The following is a 15920-nucleotide window of genomic DNA, read 5'->3' on the forward strand; positions in this document are numbered from 1 at the left end:
CATGAAGCAATTTCAATACAACAAGGTGCTCATCGCCTTCATCTTCGTCGGCCTTGTCACGGCGCTCCTCATCGACGTCGCACGCTGGCGTGCGGAGGAGGTCAACAAGCAGGTCGATCTCGCCATTGACTACGAAGATCTCGTGCAGCTTGCCGAGCAGGAGGGAAAACCTGTCCCTGAAGTGCTGCAGGCGGCGAAGGAAGCGGGCATCACGTCGCTCGCCGTCTACGAGACGACCTTCAAGAAGCTCAACGCAAATGGAAAGGTGACGGCGCTCGCGGGAAGTGAACTTGTAGCCAATTACCATGCAGGGATCTTGACCGATCCCGCGTGGCGCACCCTCATCGAGAACGGTACGATCAAGGGATCTGATGTCTGTGTCGTCGGGCATGATGCGCGTACCTACAAGGAGGTCAAGGAGGACTTGCTGCGCCGCTTGGGTGCTGCTCGTGTGAATGCCGTCACAGTCAACGGCGTGGAAATCCTCGTCGTCAAGGCGAATTACGAAACCTTCCTCAAGATGGATCTCGGTATGCCGACGGACGAGATGCAGGCGGTCAATGACGCCGGCTTCTTCGTGCTCGCACGTCCGACGAATTATCTGGGCTGCACGCCCGACGATGTCGATGCAGTGTTCCGCCGTCTGGAAGACTACCGCATCTCGGAAGTCGTATTCTCCGGCTCGCAGATGCTCGGTGCTCCGAAGTCGCTGCAGACGACGATCGATCACTTCAAGGAGCGCAATCTCGTCCTCGGACTCATCGAGGATACGACGCAGCTGCAGTTCTACAAGCAGGACGGACTTTCCGAGATTTCCAAGGGCGTCGGCTACGACCATGTCGCGCGTCTTTACACCATCCCGAAGGACGAGCAGCCGAAGCTCAAGATCGAGACGGCGGTCGAGCGTTGGGCGAATACGGATATGGAGCGCAACATTCGCATCAACCTCCTGCGCATCTACGAGAAACCTGCGCCCGGCATGACGCTCTTCGAGACGAATATGCACTATATCAAGGCGACGGCAGAAGCCGTAGAATCACATGGTTTCGCGCTTGGTCCTGCAGGGACGTTTGAAAACTGGTATGCGCCGCGTCCTCTGCGTGCCGTGCTGATGCTCGGCGTGGCGGCTGCTGTCGTGCTCTACCTCTCACTGATCACGCACCGTCTGCAGCCGAGGACGCTCTACGCGCTCTTTGCTCTGTTGGCGTTCGTCTTTGCCGCGCCGATCCTCATGGGCAGCGGCGCGAAGATGCGGATTCTCGCGGCGTTTTTGAGCGCGAACCTCTTTCCGGCTCTCGCCGTGATATGGCAGCTCGACCGTATTCGCGGCATGGAGCCCGATGCGAAAGCGCCGCTCTGGCGCATCATCGGAACGGCTGCCATCGCCCTTTTTGTGACAGGGGCGCTCTCCTATGTCGGCGCGGCATATCTGTCGGGAGCGCTCGCTGATGTCGAGTACTTCCTTGAGTTCAACATCTTCCGCGGCATCAAGCTGACGTTTGTCCTACCCATCGTCCTCGTCGCCATCGCGTTTTTGACGCGCTACGACGTCTTCGATGGCAGAATGGCGGAGGGAGAGGGCGCTCTCACGCAGCTTCGCCAGATTCTCGATATGCCCGTGAAACTCAAATCCCTTCTCATTTTCGTGCTCGTGGCTCTTGCCGCCGTCGTATTCGTCGCACGTTCCGGTCATACGTCGGGCATGCCCGTCTCGGGGCTTGAGCTGAAGTTCCGTGCAATCCTGGAGCAGGCGTTTTATGCGCGGCCGCGCTCGAAGGAGCTGATGATCGGCCATCCGGCCTTCATGCTCGCCGTCCTCGCGTGGTGCCGCAAGTGGCCGACAATGCTGCTCTTTGCGCTCGTGCTCGTAGCGACGATCGGTCAGGGATCGATGGTCGAGACCTTTGCACATATGCGCACACCCGTTTACATGTCCTTTGTGCGCGGCATCGGCGGCATCGTTCTCGGCTGCGGCATCGGCGCAGCTCTCATGGTGCTCGTGCACCTCGCGCAAATGATACTATCTTCGGCAAAGGAGCGTTTCTCAAAGGAATGAGCAACATCGTAGTATCCGGATATTACGGCTCGAAAAACGCCGGTGACGAAGCCATGCTCGCCGCGATGATCGAGGTTCTATCCGAACTGGACCCGCAAACGAATATCACGGTGATCTCAGCGAACCCTCCGGATACGAAGCGCCGCCACGGTGTTGAGGCTGTTTCATGGCTCTCGTTTTCCGATATATGGAAGGCTTTGCGCGCTTCCGACCTCCTCGTGTCGGGCGGCGGCAGTCTGCTGCAGAATGTCACGAGTCGCCGTAGTCTCTATTACTACATGGCGATCATTGTCCTTGCCTTTCTCGCCCGAAGGCCCGTCATGCTCTATGCACAGGGCATTGGTCCGATCGAGGGCTTCTGGGCGCGCACGATGATGCGGCTCATCGGCAACGGCGTGCGCCTCATCACCGTGCGCGATCACGGCTCTTTGGCAGAGCTGGAGGCCATGGGCATTCATCGCCCTAAAATCGTCGAAACTGCCGATCCGGTGCTCGCCATCAATCCCGTTGCGAAGGATATGGGATGGCAGGTCTTGCAGTGGAACGGCGTGACGGACGACAAGCCGCTCGTCGGCATATCCGTGCGCGAGTGGAAAGGCTGGCAGCTCTACAAAGAAGCCTTTGCTGAGGCGGCCGACCGCATCGCCGTCGAGCTTGGTGCGAATCTCGTCTTTCTGCCCATGCAGTATCCCGAGGATGTCAAGACGGCGGAGACAATCGCTGCGATGATGACGCAGGAAGCCATCGTTCTCGACGGCGAGTTTTCGACAGCGGAGCTTCTTTCACTCGTTGGCAATATGGATCTGCTCATCGCGATTCGCCTTCATGCCTTGATTTTTGCTGGCGTCATGGGCGTGCCGCTCGTCGGCGTATCGTACGATCCGAAGATCGATCGTTTCCTTGACTCCATCGGTGAGACGCCCGCCGCGAAACTTGAGACCATCACGGCAGATGAACTCATGGCGGAAGTGCGGCGCAAGTGGCAGAAGCGCGATACGCTTTGCGAGAAGAATGCCGCGCTCCTGAAAGAGCTGAGGAGACGCGCATTTCAAAATGCGGAGCTTGCCGTGGGAATCCTGCGAAAAGGTGCGCCTTCTTTGGAGAAGAAGAATTGAACGAAGTGCAGGAGGAGAGCTGTCGTTGGAGTCATCACGCATTCCAGCGACGCTTTCTTTACGGTGCAAGAAAATATCGGAAAATTTTTCAGAAAAATACCAAAAGAGAAAAGGAATTTTCGCTTTGATATAGAAGTAGACAACAGAGGAAAAAAGTTCGCTTGGAGGTGTTTTATATGGGCAGCATCAACAAAATTCTCGTGCCGGTCGATGGTTCTGTCAACGGCTGCAAGGCCGTGGATGAGGCGATCGCCTTTGCGGAGAAGTGCAATGCAAGTCTCGATTTCGTCTATGTGGCGAGCAACATCAACAAGGATATTCCGAGCCATCTCGTCTTCGACCGCATCTGGGAGAAGATCCCCGAGAACATGAAGGCGACGCGGCATGTCGAGACGGGCAACGTGCCGAAAGCGATCCTGAAGATTGCCGACTCGGAAAAGAGCGACATGATTATCATGGGCAGCCGCGGTCTCGGTCTCTTCAAGGGCGCTTTGATCGGCAGCGTCAGCCAGAAGGTCGTCGAAGAGTCGAAGGTTCCCGTCATGGTGGTAAAGTAAACGGCGGACAATAAGCAGAAAAAGCAGCCTCCGCAAAGGAGGCTGCTTTTGTCTTGTCTGCGATGATGGGTGGAAGTTTTAGAATACTAAGTAGTATAAAAGCAGATTTGCTACACCGTACGTTTACTTCCGATAATTTATACTTATCGGAACTTATAATTATTTTGTTTATGTTTGTTCATGTTTGTATTTTAGAACCAGCGACGATGCTACGTTATCGGTACATTTCTCAATTTCGTTGTTTATGTTTATTTATGGTTATTCATGGTTGTATTTTATTCCATGGCGGTAAAATCGTGCGGTGCACAAGCTTGGTATGCTTTGTGCACCGCCTCGTGCCAGAACGTCCAGCGAAGCGACGTCTCGCTCTCCGTGTTGAGGAACGTCACGCCGTTCGACGCATGAAAACCGTGCAGGTTCTTCGCACCTTTGAAGAACACGACGGGCATTCCCGTCTTCTTGCCGAAATCCGCAACGCCCTGTTGTATCTTCGTCAGCTTCTCGGGCGCGACAAGCTCGACCTCTTTGAAAACCTTGGCGAGAGCTTCTTGGCGGCGGGCGGAGAACTTCTCTTCCTGCATTTCATTTTTCAAACTTCCCTTGCCTTCTGCCTCTTTTGATGATATAGTAGAAGCAAGAGAAAGATTCCCTCCGGCGGTAGAACTCGCACCGTCGGGATTGGCAGCAGAGCGTGCGAAGTCTTCTGTTGCCGGGGAGTCTTTTTTGTTTGCGTATTTCTCGAAATTTGTCACAAGCCATGTCCGCTTCTGACCATCAACGTCAAGGCGCACGGTAGCCATGTAATGATCCAGGCTGAAATACACACTTTACATTTTTCCCGTCGACAGCTTCTTCGTCACATCGCCTTGCAGCGCCTCGGCAATTCGCACGAACTCCTTCTCGCGTTCGGGATTTTCGAATGTCACTTCGCCGTCCTTCTCCGTCGCGCCATATTCAAGAGCCACCTTTTTGAGTGCAGGGACTTCTTGGAAGAGCGTGTCAAGTGTCGGTACAGGATTCCTCTTGCTTTCTTCCGCTTTGTCCCCCTGCTCTTCGGCGATCATGCGTCCCATGACGGCTTCCACATCAGGCGAAGCCTTGCCGCCCGTGCCCTTGAACGCCTGATAAATACGTTCTAGGAACTTCTTGAACTTCAAGAAGATACGCTTCAAGACGCTCGTCGGAGCTTTGCCCGTCTCAAGATAACGTTCGAAGCCACGTGCGCAACGCTCTTGCTCCCACTCGCGCCTGAGCTTCCTGACCTCGATCACGTCGTCGCGCTTCTTCGCCGCAAGAATCGCCTTCTCACGTTCGGCAAATTCCTTCTGCTACGGCGTGTCCTCGTACTCCTTCGCCGGTCCTTCCTGCCACGTCGCCCAGTCTCTTACCGTTTCAAGGTCTTCGGCACTTGCCTCGTCGAGAGATGCGATGTCTTCCAAATCCATGAGGAACATGTGCCCCATCTCGTGCAGGAACGTGGACTCGTCCGCCTGTTCAAGGAGCGATATGACGCGCCTGCCGCTTGCCTGTGCGTAATCGAACCCTTGCGCATATTGTTCATGCGCTGGTTGAACTTGTCGAAGCTTGCACCATTGACAATGCCGATCCGCTCCTGTAGCATAGAAAGCGAAAGAGGTTGAATGTCCGAAAGCGTCGGGCTGTCAGCGGTTTTATCCGTCTGGCTGGGGTGACCTGTAAGCATGGACGCGGCATTGCCTCTTTTTGTTATGCCCGAATCCATAAGGTCTCTGCTCGTCCCGTTCTTTGCAATCCAACTGTCTATTCCGTTCTCATGATCAAAAAAACGCCGTCTTCAAGAAGATTCGTCCTGTAGGCAGAAACTCATAAGAAACTCCCGTGATGCCGCGCGACGTTTTTATTTTGCATAAAACGGTCTCTCCGCCATAATCCCCCTTCTCTGTTTTGTCCTGATGAACTCGCAGGAAGTTTTCCATATTCTCTTGAATGACAGAAAAATCCGTGTCTGTTATTTCAGGGTGGCGCTTATGCATGTGGAGCATGTCGTCTTGTGCAACATCGACAACAGCGCCGCTTGAAGTGGTCATGTGCAGGAACTGCTTGTTGCGACTTCCGCTTCCTTCGACTGGATTGCGCATTTGGCGACTGAATGCCGCTAAACTCCTTGCATTGCTCCGTTTCATCGCCGCCTGCCCGAAGCCGTTCGCCCTGCTGTCTGCCTCTTTGCCGTCCGCATCCAGTCCGAACTTATCCTGCAGATAATCGAGCGCCGTATACGGCGTGCCCGTCGCCTTGCTGTATGCCTTGGCATAGATGTCCGCATGACGGGCGAAGAGCGTCGCGCCGACCTTCGCTGCACGCACTACAGACTTGTTCTTGCTCTTGGCGAGCTTGTCACGGACGATACGATAGGCCTCTTTCGCCTCCTCGCTCGTGCCCGTAAGCGCTTCCTGCTCCTGCTTTGTCAAAGGGGCAGACTTCACCTGTACAGATTTTTCCTTGCTTTTCTCCTGCTCCGATGGTATATTAGAAACAGAAGAAAGAGCATCCTCTCCATCGCGACGAGTACGCATAGGCGTGGTGGCAGTAGCAGCGGTTGAGCCATCACCCTCGCCGTTCGCATTGGATGCTCTTTTTTGCTTGCTTTCACTCACATCTGATGGTATAGTAGAAGTAACAAGACCGCTTGATTTATCGGATGTAGGGCTACCCCCGCGAGAATCGGCTCCAACATTTCTTGCCGACGCGGAGACCGCACCAGCGTTGGACTCGGTGGCAGCATCTAAGCCCGGGCTGCTATAAATCAGGCGGTCTTTTTTTGTTTGCTTTGCGAGTGTTTTATCTCCCTTGGGCATGGCAGACACGACAATATAATAATTCCCGCCACCATCCGCTTGCAGCTCGAAATAGATTAGGGCAACACGATCCATTACTCCCTTGCGTTTGTTTCCAAGTTTTACAAGAGAATATGTGGGATTTTGGCCTGCTTCTACTGGGGCTCTCATGTAAATCTGATCATAGTTTTCTGCGACATCTGCAATCAAGTTCTCTATAGAATCGTAGCCAGCATCTTGCGCTTGTTTTTCATGCGCTTTTGCGTGAATCAACCCTTCTGAACGATTGCCGACACGCAGACGAATTTCGCCGATTTCCAGCTTTTCACCGCTCTGCTGCATGACGGCATCCGAAATGGTCTTTAACCTCACCGAAATTCCGACTGCCATTCGGCTTGATGATGAATTCTTTCTCATCTGCCTCTGAAAGAGGCCTACCCGATTCTGTTGTATATCCATCGGCAAGCTCCAAACCGCCTTCATTGGCGGTTTTTTCTTTGGCCTGTTTTTGGGCAGACTCCACCTGTACTGTTTCATTGTCGGGCGATGCGCTTTAATGCGTGCTCGATCGGCCCGCTTCTCGCCATCTCTGAGGTCGTCGTTCAGCGCCCTGACATCAGGGAGATCCCTCATGCGCATTGCCTTGCTGTTACAGAAAGTCAAGGTTTAATTTTTCTTTTCTAGCAATTATTCTTTCCATAATGGAAAAATACGCTATAATATACTTGATGATATAGAAAGGCGTGATGATTATGACAACGGGGGATCGCATAAGAAACGCCCGTGAAGATAAGGATATTTTGCAACAGGAGCTTGCGAACGCCATAAATATGAATGTCAGTGTTTTGAATCGTATTGAAAAAGGTACTCGCTCTATTCGTGATGATGAACTAGTCAGAATTGCCAGAGCATTACAGGTTTCAACAGACTATCTTTTGGGAACGTCGAGAGAACTGGCGCGGGATAGCGGCTACTACCATGACCCTGAGGTCGTGTCCATCGCCAACGAGATGAAAGAAAACCCCGACATTCGCGTTCTTTTCGATGCGACGCGGGGTTTGAAAAAAGAATCCATTGAAGAAGTGAGACGCTTCGTCGAGTTTCAGAAAGCAAGAGAGCGTGGAGACTATGAATGACGATGTTCACGTCGTGCTGCTGAATCTGCCCACCGACATGCGGGGCTTCCTCGTCGCAAACGCAGACTGCAGCAACACGGTTGTTCTCAATGCGCGATACTCATGGGAAAAGAACCGCCTGATGTATCTTCACGAATTACGTCACATTCGATGCAATGATTTCTATGCGGACGGCGATGCCAACGACATCGAAGCAAAACGGCACGATTGAAATTCAGTATACGACTATTATGAAAGAACTCATGGAAGGCGGCTCACTATGACACTTCTTTGTTTGATTTCATGGGCGCTTGTGATATTTCTCATCTACCGATTCAGCCAATCTATAAAAGAAAACGATTCATTAAAAGAATATATACATGAACTGCGCACCGATGCTGAAGGATATGTCCAACGCATCCAGAGAAGTGCTGACGATTATTATGCCAAGCGCTTACATAAAGCCGACACATACTATTGGGGGAAGATAAAACAAATCAAAGAAACTATGGATTTGGTTGCAGCAGAAGAACAATTGCTCAAAGAAAAAGAATCCCTAGTAAAAATTTTCCTTGCAACTAAAATAATGGATTTCCCTCTTGTAGCTACCGTAATTTCAGATTATGAGACAGCCAAAGATAAGCAGTTGGCGGATATGCTAGAGATGAAAAAGCCTCGTGCATCCAAGTCAGCGGATGAAGTACGCATTATTCGTAAAGAAAAAAGAAGACTCATAGAAGAAAACAAAGCTTACAAATGGGAGTTAAATCAACTCAGAAATTTACTTCCATGGCTTATAGATTGGGAAAACACCCCCATTGCGCCCACAACGCAAACACGCAATCAGCAATATACTGATTCGTCTGAAACTGGATACTGGCTCTCTCCAGATGAATATGCATATCTTACGAATATGGAAAAAAGCCAACTTGCACTTGATCGCTACATGAAACGAAACAAGACAAATGCCGAAATTGGACGCGAGTATGAAAGGTATATCGGCTACCTTTATGAGATGGAGAACTTTAGGGTTGAATATTATGGCGCGAAAAAGGGTCTGGAAGATTTTGGAAGAGATTTGATCTGCATCAAAGATTCCCACATCCATATAGTTCAGTGCAAGTGCTGGTCTGCGCTTAAAGGAAAAGTGATTCACGAGAACCATATCAACCAACTTTACGGTACAACTATCGCCTATAAGATTGAAAATATTCTTGGGAAGCGCCTCGAAGAATTAACTGACGAAGATTTCAATCCTTTATCTATGGCATGCATTGATTCCCTCGATGTACAGCCAGTATTCTTCTCCACAGTGGAGTATTCTCCAGCAGCAAAATCATTTGCTACATGTCTAGGCATCGATTGTCGGATAAGACCTTTTGAGCCGCACCCCATGATAAAGTGCAACATCGGGAAAGAGGGGGAAAGAATCTATCATCTGCCCTTCGATCAACAATATGACCGTTGCAGAATTGACATTCGGATCGGCGAATGCTATGTCGAAACAGTGAAAGGTGCAGAAGAAAAAGGGTTCAGGCGTGCACAACGCTGGACGGGAAATAAGTCTACAATGCCGAAGAGAATTAACTAGTCGACATTTGTGCATACGAGTGAGCGAATAGGAAAGGAGTCGACAACATGAAAAAGATATTCTTGCTGGGCACACTGTTTCTCCCTTGCTGTCCAGCACGGCGTTTGCTGAAACTTGGCAATGGGTTGACTCCGACGACAGAATAGGATGGTTTTTTGATACAGATGCAATACACTACGAACTGACGCAATCTGCCTATCCAAGTGTAGATACATCTAGAATCACATTTTGGGAGAAAAACGTCTACACACAAATCGCAGCAAATGAATTTGCTAAAGAGACAAACGACTGGCGCTTACGCGATTTAGCGTATGTTTTAACATTACAAACAATCTCTTTGCGCCACAAGACACGTACCATCCTGGCATCGTACTATTATCGAGAGAATGGGAGTCTCATCTATTCCGACGAAGGGTTCTGTGATACTTTCCGCGTAGTCCCCGAAACTTTCGGCGAAGAAGTCTTCCTCGCCGTTCGCGACTATGCCCGCACGCACCATGCCCAGCTTGTCCGCAACGCCTACAGCAACTAAAAGTCACCGATTTCGGTGACATTAACCGCCTCGATCCAACACGGTTAATCCCCTCGAATCCGACGGGTTTAGCTTGCATATAGACAACCGAATATGCTATACTAAGGGTGGCTGGAATGTGGTGGTGATACCATTCCGACATGCAAAAAGCCCTCCAAGATAGCGACTTGGAGGGCTTTTCTATTCCCATACTGCGAGCAGGGCTTAGCGCTCAGGCTTGTTGCCTTCACAATCTCTCGTCAAACCATTTGCACAGATAGTAGCTGACTATCTCTGCCGCGACGGAGATAAGGAATGTGGTGGTGATATTTTCCATTCGTCCATGCACCCCCTTTCCATTGCCATGTCTAGGGGAGGCAACGCATCAAGTATAGCATACTTCATCGCAAAGAAGAAGCCTATGGATAGACGTAAAAGGCAACGGAAAATAAAGGCATCCGACAATCCAATCCCCCTTATCATATCACGGTATTGCCGCTTTACTTTTCACTCGATTTATGGCACTTTACTTGACTTTATTTGTCAAGTAAAAGCGTAAATTTTCGCGAAAAGTAAAGTAACAGTTGAAATGTTCGACCATTCCATGCACGATATGATCTGCCGACAAATAGAAGCCGCTCATCATACGAGCACAACATCGAATGACAGAAAGGAAAGAAATATCCAATGGCATACATCCGAAAACGCGGCGCCAAGTGGTATTACACCATCGAGATCGGCAGCAAGACCCGCAAGCGTAAGGAAGTCCCTGGCGGCGCTACACGCCAAGAAGCCGAGGCAGCCTATGCTCGTGCTCTTGTCTCGCTCGAAGTCAACGGCGGCTACGTCGAACCAACGAAGAAGACGGTCGCGGAGTTTTTCGCGGAGCGGCTCTCCGACGATGTGGGTATCAACACGCACCAGAATACTGTCCGCTCCTATCGCCCCATCTTTGAGAATCACATTCGCCCTTCCATCGGCGACCGCAAGCTTCACTCCATCCGTCCGCAGATGTTCCAACAGCTCCTGAATGACGTCAAAAACATCTGTCATACCAAACAGGGGCGGATGCTTACGCCCGATGCCATGCGCGCTATTTCAATCAATGGTGTGGCGAAACCTTCGGCGCGGGCTACGCCTTTCATTCCATGCGCCACACGCACGCCACCCTTCTGCTTGAGGCGGGCGAGGACTTGGAACTTGTTTCCAAGCGTCTAGGTCACGGCTCTATCAAACACAACGGCGCAGACTTATTCCCATGTGCTCGATGCACGCAAGCAGAAAACAAGAAGCCTGCTTGACCAAGTCTTGTAAAAAAAGACGTCACTCTTCTGCTCTGAGTGACGTCCTTTCCCGTCTGTTATTTGCCGTCATTTTTACGAGTGGCAGCAAAATAGCGGCAAATCCGTTGCAAACCCGTGATTTTACTGGATATTCCGTATGATTTTTATGCTTATCGAAAGTAAATAAACTTTTAGAAAAGATGGGAGCACTTACCGTGAACAATATTCCGCAGCTTTATTTCAGTAAACTCATGCGAGCTGTCGTCGAGTTTCAGCTGATCGAAGACGGCGATCGCATCCTGATTGGGATTTCCGGAGGCAAGGACAGCATATTTCTTGCGTATGCGTTAGCCATCCTGCAGAAACGTATGAAGAAGAAATTTTCTCTTTGTGCCTTGACGATCGATCCGCAATTTACGGAAGATTTTCCTGTTGCGCGCATCGCTTCATTTTGCGAGGAGATCTCCATTCCCTTTGAAGCCGTTTCGGTGAATATAGCTAGCACCATCGAGGAGACGCCGGAAAAAAATCCTTGTTTTACCTGCGCATTTTTTCGGCGCGGCGCAATCAATCGTTATGCGCAGGAGCATGGATGCAACAAGGTGGCTTATGCGCATCACAACGATGATGCGGTGGAAACATTGCTCATGGGAATCTTGTATTCGGGGCAGATTCATACGTTTACGCCCAAGACGTATCTCGACCGCTCCGGCATCACAGTCATTCGTCCGCTCGTCTATTTCCGTGAATCGGAAATTCGCGATGCGATTGCTGTTCACGGATTCAGTCCCATCCCCTCTCCATGTCCGCTCGATGGAACGACGATGCGTCAGGAGGTCAAAGAGCTGATTTCTTCATGGGAGAAAAAGGATCCGCAAATTTACCATCATTTAGCCGCTTCCATGCGTGAAAATGCCGTCGGAGAATTGTGGCCGCGCATACAGACGCGAGATGAAATGTTGGAAACGTACCGTACATACAAGAAAAATCCTGTACCTGAAAAATGAGTACAGGTGGAAAAACCTCGCGGTCAGAGCAACCCCATCATGCGATGAGCTTGCGGGATGACGCGGACGTTTACCAGATGTTCGGCGGCTTCCGCTTGCAGATGCAGAAGTTTTTTTGCCGTTGGCGCATGCACGCCGCCAAACGGTGTTGCAGGCTGTATTATGAAGAGGATCTGCGGTGCGATGTGCGCGACGAGATGCACCGCCTCTTGAAACTCCTCTTCTTCCGTATTTTCTGCGACGACGATCTTTACATAGGCGTCATAATTGTGCAGCAGCCGCAGAAAGCGACGATGCTCTTCCCATAGAGGATTTCCTGTGACGCTAGGCAATTTGATATCCATGCTGATGTAGGAAATTATGTCGAGAATGCTCGCCATCTCTTCATAGAGCGTGCCGTTCGTTTCGAGGAAGAACGGCACATTTACCTCGGAAGCAAGCGCACGGATGAAGGCGGCATGAAGAAGCGGCTCCCCTCCTGTCAGACTGATGGAATGATGACGCACTGGCACTACGAAGGAGCGGATTCTTGCCGCAACTTCCTGAACGGACAATGGATTGGGCAATTCTTCATACTCACCGCATCCCGGAATCGCTTCCACTCGACAGGAAACGGCAGGATGAAATGCAGTATCACAGAAGCTGCATTTGATATTGCAGCCCGCAAAGCGCAGAAATACTTGACGGGCGCCGATGTACTTTCCTTCTCCCTGTATGGAGGAAAATATTTCGAGGATGTTCTCTTCCATATGTTCATTCCTCGGTGTATGTCACGCAGGCGCGCGGCGACTCCCAGACACAGACGGCAGCAAGATGCACGGATTTGTTGTAAAATATTTCACGCTGCTTTAGCTCTTGGTAGATATATCGAGCGATATTCTCCGCCGTTGGATTGATTTCTGAAAAAGGCGCGAGTTCATTCAAGAAGCGGTGATCGAGTGAATTGACGACTTCTTGGAGCATTGCTTTCGCCGCCTTGAAGTCTATGAGCATTCCCAATTCATCCAATCTGCTGCCGGAAATCTTCAGTTCTACCTTCCAGTTGTGTCCGTGCAGGCGGTCACATTTTCCTGGATAATTCACGATGCGGTGTGCAGCTTCAAATTCTTCTTCGACCTTGATTTCAAACATAAAAATCGCTCCTTGGAAAACAGGCTGCCGCAGAGATTGCGGCAGCCTGTCAATGCTTATTGATTGGATACATCGCGTCCCATCGTCGTATTCTTTACGTTACCAACGATGTCGTCGTAACTCATGGCTCGCGTATGCTGCGTATGACTCCATTCATGTTCGTTTCTATGGATGAAGCCGAGGAAGATGATGGGCACCCACGAATAGATGAATACGGGGTAAAGCAGCATGTAGAACCAAGCCTTCCATTTGACTTGAATCTTGAGAAGGATGATCATGGGCAAGATGTATTGACCGAGCATGATCGCCGTCATGAGCTGGGAAGGAATGATATTGTAGATGTTCGTGTAGAACGGCGGAAATGCTGATTGTATGTAGCTGATAACGATGAAGAAGGTGGAGATCATCAAGAAGTGTGGCTGCAGGAGGTAGAGACAACCATCCAAGATGCGTATGTCACGACGCTTGATTCCCTCTCGCAGCATCTTCGGAATGTAGCGATGCGCCACGTCGAATTGTCCTTGTGCCCAACGTTTGCGCTGTCGCCATGACTGCATGAAGGTTAGCGGCTTTTCATCGTACACAATGGCGTCGTGCGCCCATGTCGTCTTGATTCCTTCCGCCAAGGACTTCATCGTAAATTCCATGTCTTCCGTCAGGCATGTGGCACGCCAACCGTAGCGCTCAAGGACATCCGTCGTAATGCACATGCCCGTACCGCCGAGCACAGCGGAAAGCCCGATGTTCGTCTTTGCCAAATGACTGATATGGTCGATGACCCAGAAAGCGATGGCAAATGTCCCCGCCACCCATGTATCGTAAGGGTTTTTGGCATCAAGGTATCCTTGAATGATGCGATCACCCTTGCAAAGTCGGTTGTTCATTTCTATAAGGAAACGCGGGTGTACGAGATTGTCCGCATCAAAAACGACGACGGCATCGTATTTCTTTTCCATCTTGAAGAGGCGCTCGAACATCCATTCTATGGCAAAGCCCTTGCTCTTTTTCGTCGGATGCGTCCTTTCACAGACGATGCTGCCGTAACCGCGTGCAATTTCTGCCGTATTGTCGTCGCAGTTGTCGGCGATGACAAAGACATCGTAAAGTGTCTTTGGATAATCCAACGATTGTAGATTTTGCAGCAGCTGCCCTATGACAGCGCTTTCGTTGTGCGCCGCGATAATGACGGCGAAGGTTTTTTTCGGCGTCAGGATCTTGCTTTCCTTTCTGCGCCACATGCCGCAGAAACCGATGAAAAAGTAGTACAGTGTAAACAAGAGTATGATGACCTGCAAAGGAACCATCACGATGTCAAACACATGATTCATAAAAGTCTTTCCCCTTTATTTCGCGACAAATGATGTCTTATTTCCGAAAAAGCAGCGACAAGCTGAAATTGAAAAGACCAAAGACAGAGTATGTGCTGAAAACGGCAAAGAGAACAGCACTCACGATTGCTTCGCGTCCGAGGAAAAGGATCGCAGCAAAAAAGAGTACGGCGAAGATTTTTGAGGCAAGAAAGATTTTTTCTCCCTTCCCCTTGAAATCCGGATAGTGCACCTCACTGATCATCAGGTAGGCAACGACGATCATCACGAGAGGAAATGCAGGCTCAAGGGATGACGTCTCCATGCCAATGGAACGAAAAAACCAGATAGCCGTTGCAATGAGACAGCCTCCCGCTGGAATTGCAAGCCCCATGAAGAAACCGTGCACGACGGCGACATTCACATTGAAACGAGCCAAGCGCCAAGCGCCGCAAAGGGCGAAGGCAATGGCAACCGCCCAGCCAAAGTAACCGAGATCCTTGAGACAGTAGGTATAGGCGAGAAAAGCTGGCGCGACGCCGAAAGAAACGAGGTCACACAGAGAGTCCATCTCCTTGCCAATCTCACTGCTCACGCCGAAGAAGCGTGCCGCCCTTCCATCCAAGCCGTCGGCGACAAGTGCAAGCAGGATGAATACGGTGCTCCAAGTATAATTGGCGTTGTATGTGGAAAGAATCGAACAAAAACCTAGTACAAGATTGGCTGAAGTCAATATATTGGGAATCAAGCTTTTATACATGTCTCACTGAGCCTCCCGATCACGGTTTCGCCGCCGACCACTTTGTCGCCCTTCTTTACAAAGATCTCCACTTCCTCGGGCACGACGAGTTCCGTACACGAACCGAAGCGGATCAATCCGTACAGTTCTCCTTTTTCCAGTACATCGTCCAGCGTGACCCAAGAAACGATACGTCGCGCCAAGATACCGGCAATCTGCGTGACCGTTACGCGCAGACGCGGATTTTCTATGCCGATCATATGACGTTCATTTTCAAATCCCACGGAATCTTTGTAAGCTGGTTTGAATCGGCCGCAAACATATTTTTGAATCTTGATTTCGCCCTCGATGGGACTGCGATTCACATGAACGTCAAATACGGAGAGGAAAATGACGACCTTTTTACACCGCTGCTTGAGAAAATCATCGTCATCAAGCGAGACGACCTCCTGTACGGTTCCATCTGCCGGGGAAACGATGGCAAGGGGATCTGAGGGAATCTCCCTCTTCGGATTGCGGAAAAAGTAAGCAAAGTAAAAAGCAAGAACGACAAGCGGTATTGCAAGATACGGATGCACTGCCAATCCGAGAATCCCTCCGAGAACGAGGGCACTGAGGATGAAGACATATCCCTCGCGAACAACCGGGAATATCGACATAGGCATTACCTCCATACAATATCTATGCAACACAAG

At 50.5% G+C, this 15920-nt stretch carries 19 protein-coding genes; 10 read left to right on the forward strand and 9 right to left on the reverse strand.

Features of this window, described 5'->3' with window-relative positions:
• The first annotated feature begins 1 nt into the window (after position 1).
• The 3 genes from QZ177_RS01225 to QZ177_RS01235 all read left to right on the forward strand — a co-directional run bounded on the left by QZ177_RS01225 (position 2) and on the right by QZ177_RS01235 (position 3728).
• Positions 2 to 2056: a DUF5693 family protein gene (locus QZ177_RS01225; RefSeq protein ID WP_294175241.1), complete on the forward strand. Its 2055-nt coding sequence runs from the start codon at positions 2 to 4 to the stop codon at positions 2054 to 2056.
• The gene (gene csaB / locus QZ177_RS01230; RefSeq protein WP_294175242.1) at positions 2053 to 3171 is read left to right on the forward strand and encodes a polysaccharide pyruvyl transferase CsaB; all 1119 of its coding nucleotides are present in this window, start codon (positions 2053 to 2055) and stop codon (positions 3169 to 3171) included. Before QZ177_RS01225 ends, csaB begins: the two co-directional genes overlap by 4 nt.
• A 176-nt stretch (positions 3172 to 3347) precedes the next feature.
• On the forward strand, positions 3348 to 3728 hold the full coding sequence (locus QZ177_RS01235) for a universal stress protein (RefSeq protein ID WP_006192339.1): 381 nt from the start codon (positions 3348 to 3350) through the stop codon (positions 3726 to 3728).
• A 275-nt stretch (positions 3729 to 4003) separates the two neighbouring features.
• Here QZ177_RS01235 and QZ177_RS01240 read toward each other — a convergent pair whose 3' ends face one another.
• The 4 genes from QZ177_RS01240 to QZ177_RS01255 form a co-directional block, all read right to left on the reverse strand.
• Complete coding sequence (locus tag QZ177_RS01240; RefSeq protein ID WP_294175243.1) at positions 4004 to 4321, reverse strand: hypothetical protein; 318 nt, start codon at positions 4319 to 4321, stop codon at positions 4004 to 4006.
• A 234-nt stretch (positions 4322 to 4555) separates the two neighbouring features.
• Positions 4556 to 4999: a hypothetical protein gene (locus QZ177_RS01245; RefSeq protein WP_294175244.1), complete on the reverse strand. Its 444-nt coding sequence runs from the start codon at positions 4997 to 4999 to the stop codon at positions 4556 to 4558.
• 57 nt (positions 5000 to 5056) lie between these two features.
• Complete coding sequence (locus QZ177_RS01250) at positions 5057 to 5182, reverse strand: hypothetical protein (protein ID WP_294175245.1); 126 nt, start codon at positions 5180 to 5182, stop codon at positions 5057 to 5059.
• 342 nt (positions 5183 to 5524) lie between these two features.
• Positions 5525 to 7000 (reverse strand): hypothetical protein, encoded by a 1476-nt coding sequence (locus QZ177_RS01255; protein WP_294175246.1) that lies wholly within the window; start codon positions 6998 to 7000, stop codon positions 5525 to 5527.
• A gap of 293 nt (positions 7001 to 7293) precedes the next feature.
• Here QZ177_RS01255 and QZ177_RS01260 point away from each other — a divergent pair, with 293 nt between their 5' ends.
• The 7 genes from QZ177_RS01260 to QZ177_RS01285 all read left to right on the forward strand — a co-directional run bounded on the left by QZ177_RS01260 (position 7294) and on the right by QZ177_RS01285 (position 12048).
• Positions 7294 to 7677 carry a helix-turn-helix transcriptional regulator gene (locus QZ177_RS01260; RefSeq protein ID WP_294175247.1) on the forward strand — a complete coding sequence of 128 codons (384 nt, stop codon included), beginning with the start codon at positions 7294 to 7296 and terminating at the stop codon, positions 7675 to 7677.
• Positions 7670 to 7888, forward strand: coding sequence for a hypothetical protein (locus QZ177_RS01265; RefSeq protein WP_294175248.1), 219 nt, complete (start codon positions 7670 to 7672; stop codon positions 7886 to 7888). The genes QZ177_RS01260 and QZ177_RS01265 overlap by 8 nt, the downstream gene beginning before the upstream one ends.
• Positions 7889 to 7936: 48 nt before the next feature.
• Positions 7937 to 9247, forward strand: a complete 1311-nt coding sequence (locus QZ177_RS01270) for a hypothetical protein (protein WP_294175249.1) — start codon at positions 7937 to 7939, stop codon at positions 9245 to 9247.
• Positions 9248 to 9332: 85 nt separating this feature from the next.
• On the forward strand, positions 9333 to 9779 hold the full coding sequence (locus tag QZ177_RS01275) for a hypothetical protein (RefSeq protein ID WP_294175250.1): 447 nt from the start codon (positions 9333 to 9335) through the stop codon (positions 9777 to 9779).
• A gap of 666 nt (positions 9780 to 10445) precedes the next feature.
• Positions 10446 to 10976 carry a hypothetical protein gene (locus tag QZ177_RS01280; RefSeq protein WP_294175251.1) on the forward strand — a complete coding sequence of 177 codons (531 nt, stop codon included), beginning with the start codon at positions 10446 to 10448 and terminating at the stop codon, positions 10974 to 10976.
• Positions 10907 to 11059, forward strand: coding sequence for a hypothetical protein (locus tag QZ177_RS10455; protein ID WP_366461494.1), 153 nt, complete (start codon positions 10907 to 10909; stop codon positions 11057 to 11059). Before QZ177_RS01280 ends, QZ177_RS10455 begins: the two co-directional genes overlap by 70 nt.
• A gap of 197 nt (positions 11060 to 11256) precedes the next feature.
• Positions 11257 to 12048 carry a tRNA 2-thiocytidine biosynthesis TtcA family protein gene (locus tag QZ177_RS01285; RefSeq protein ID WP_294175252.1) on the forward strand — a complete coding sequence of 264 codons (792 nt, stop codon included), beginning with the start codon at positions 11257 to 11259 and terminating at the stop codon, positions 12046 to 12048.
• Positions 12049 to 12071: 23 nt separating this feature from the next.
• Here the strand turns inward: QZ177_RS01285 and QZ177_RS01290 are convergent, their stop codons facing one another.
• The 5 genes from QZ177_RS01290 to QZ177_RS01310 are packed head-to-tail and all read right to left on the reverse strand — an operon-like array spanning position 12072 to position 15884.
• Positions 12072 to 12797, reverse strand: a complete 726-nt coding sequence (locus tag QZ177_RS01290; protein ID WP_294175253.1) for a 7-carboxy-7-deazaguanine synthase QueE — start codon at positions 12795 to 12797, stop codon at positions 12072 to 12074.
• A 4-nt stretch (positions 12798 to 12801) separates the two neighbouring features.
• Positions 12802 to 13179 (reverse strand): 6-carboxytetrahydropterin synthase QueD, encoded by a 378-nt coding sequence (queD, locus tag QZ177_RS01295; protein WP_294175254.1) that lies wholly within the window; start codon positions 13177 to 13179, stop codon positions 12802 to 12804.
• Positions 13180 to 13235: 56 nt separating this feature from the next.
• Positions 13236 to 14507 carry a glycosyltransferase family 2 protein gene (locus tag QZ177_RS01300; protein ID WP_294175255.1) on the reverse strand — a complete coding sequence of 424 codons (1272 nt, stop codon included), beginning with the start codon at positions 14505 to 14507 and terminating at the stop codon, positions 13236 to 13238.
• A 37-nt stretch (positions 14508 to 14544) separates the two neighbouring features.
• A complete protein-coding gene (pssA, locus tag QZ177_RS01305) occupies positions 14545 to 15246 on the reverse strand; it encodes a CDP-diacylglycerol--serine O-phosphatidyltransferase (RefSeq protein WP_294175256.1) in 702 nt (233 codons plus the stop codon).
• The gene (locus QZ177_RS01310; RefSeq protein ID WP_009645926.1) at positions 15231 to 15884 is read right to left on the reverse strand and encodes a phosphatidylserine decarboxylase family protein; all 654 of its coding nucleotides are present in this window, start codon (positions 15882 to 15884) and stop codon (positions 15231 to 15233) included. The genes pssA and QZ177_RS01310 overlap by 16 nt, the downstream gene beginning before the upstream one ends.
• Positions 15885 to 15920: the final 36 nt, after the last annotated feature.

The sequence above is a fragment of the uncultured Selenomonas sp. genome (assembly GCA_905372355.1).
GTDB lineage: Bacteria > Bacillota > Negativicutes > Selenomonadales > Selenomonadaceae > Selenomonas.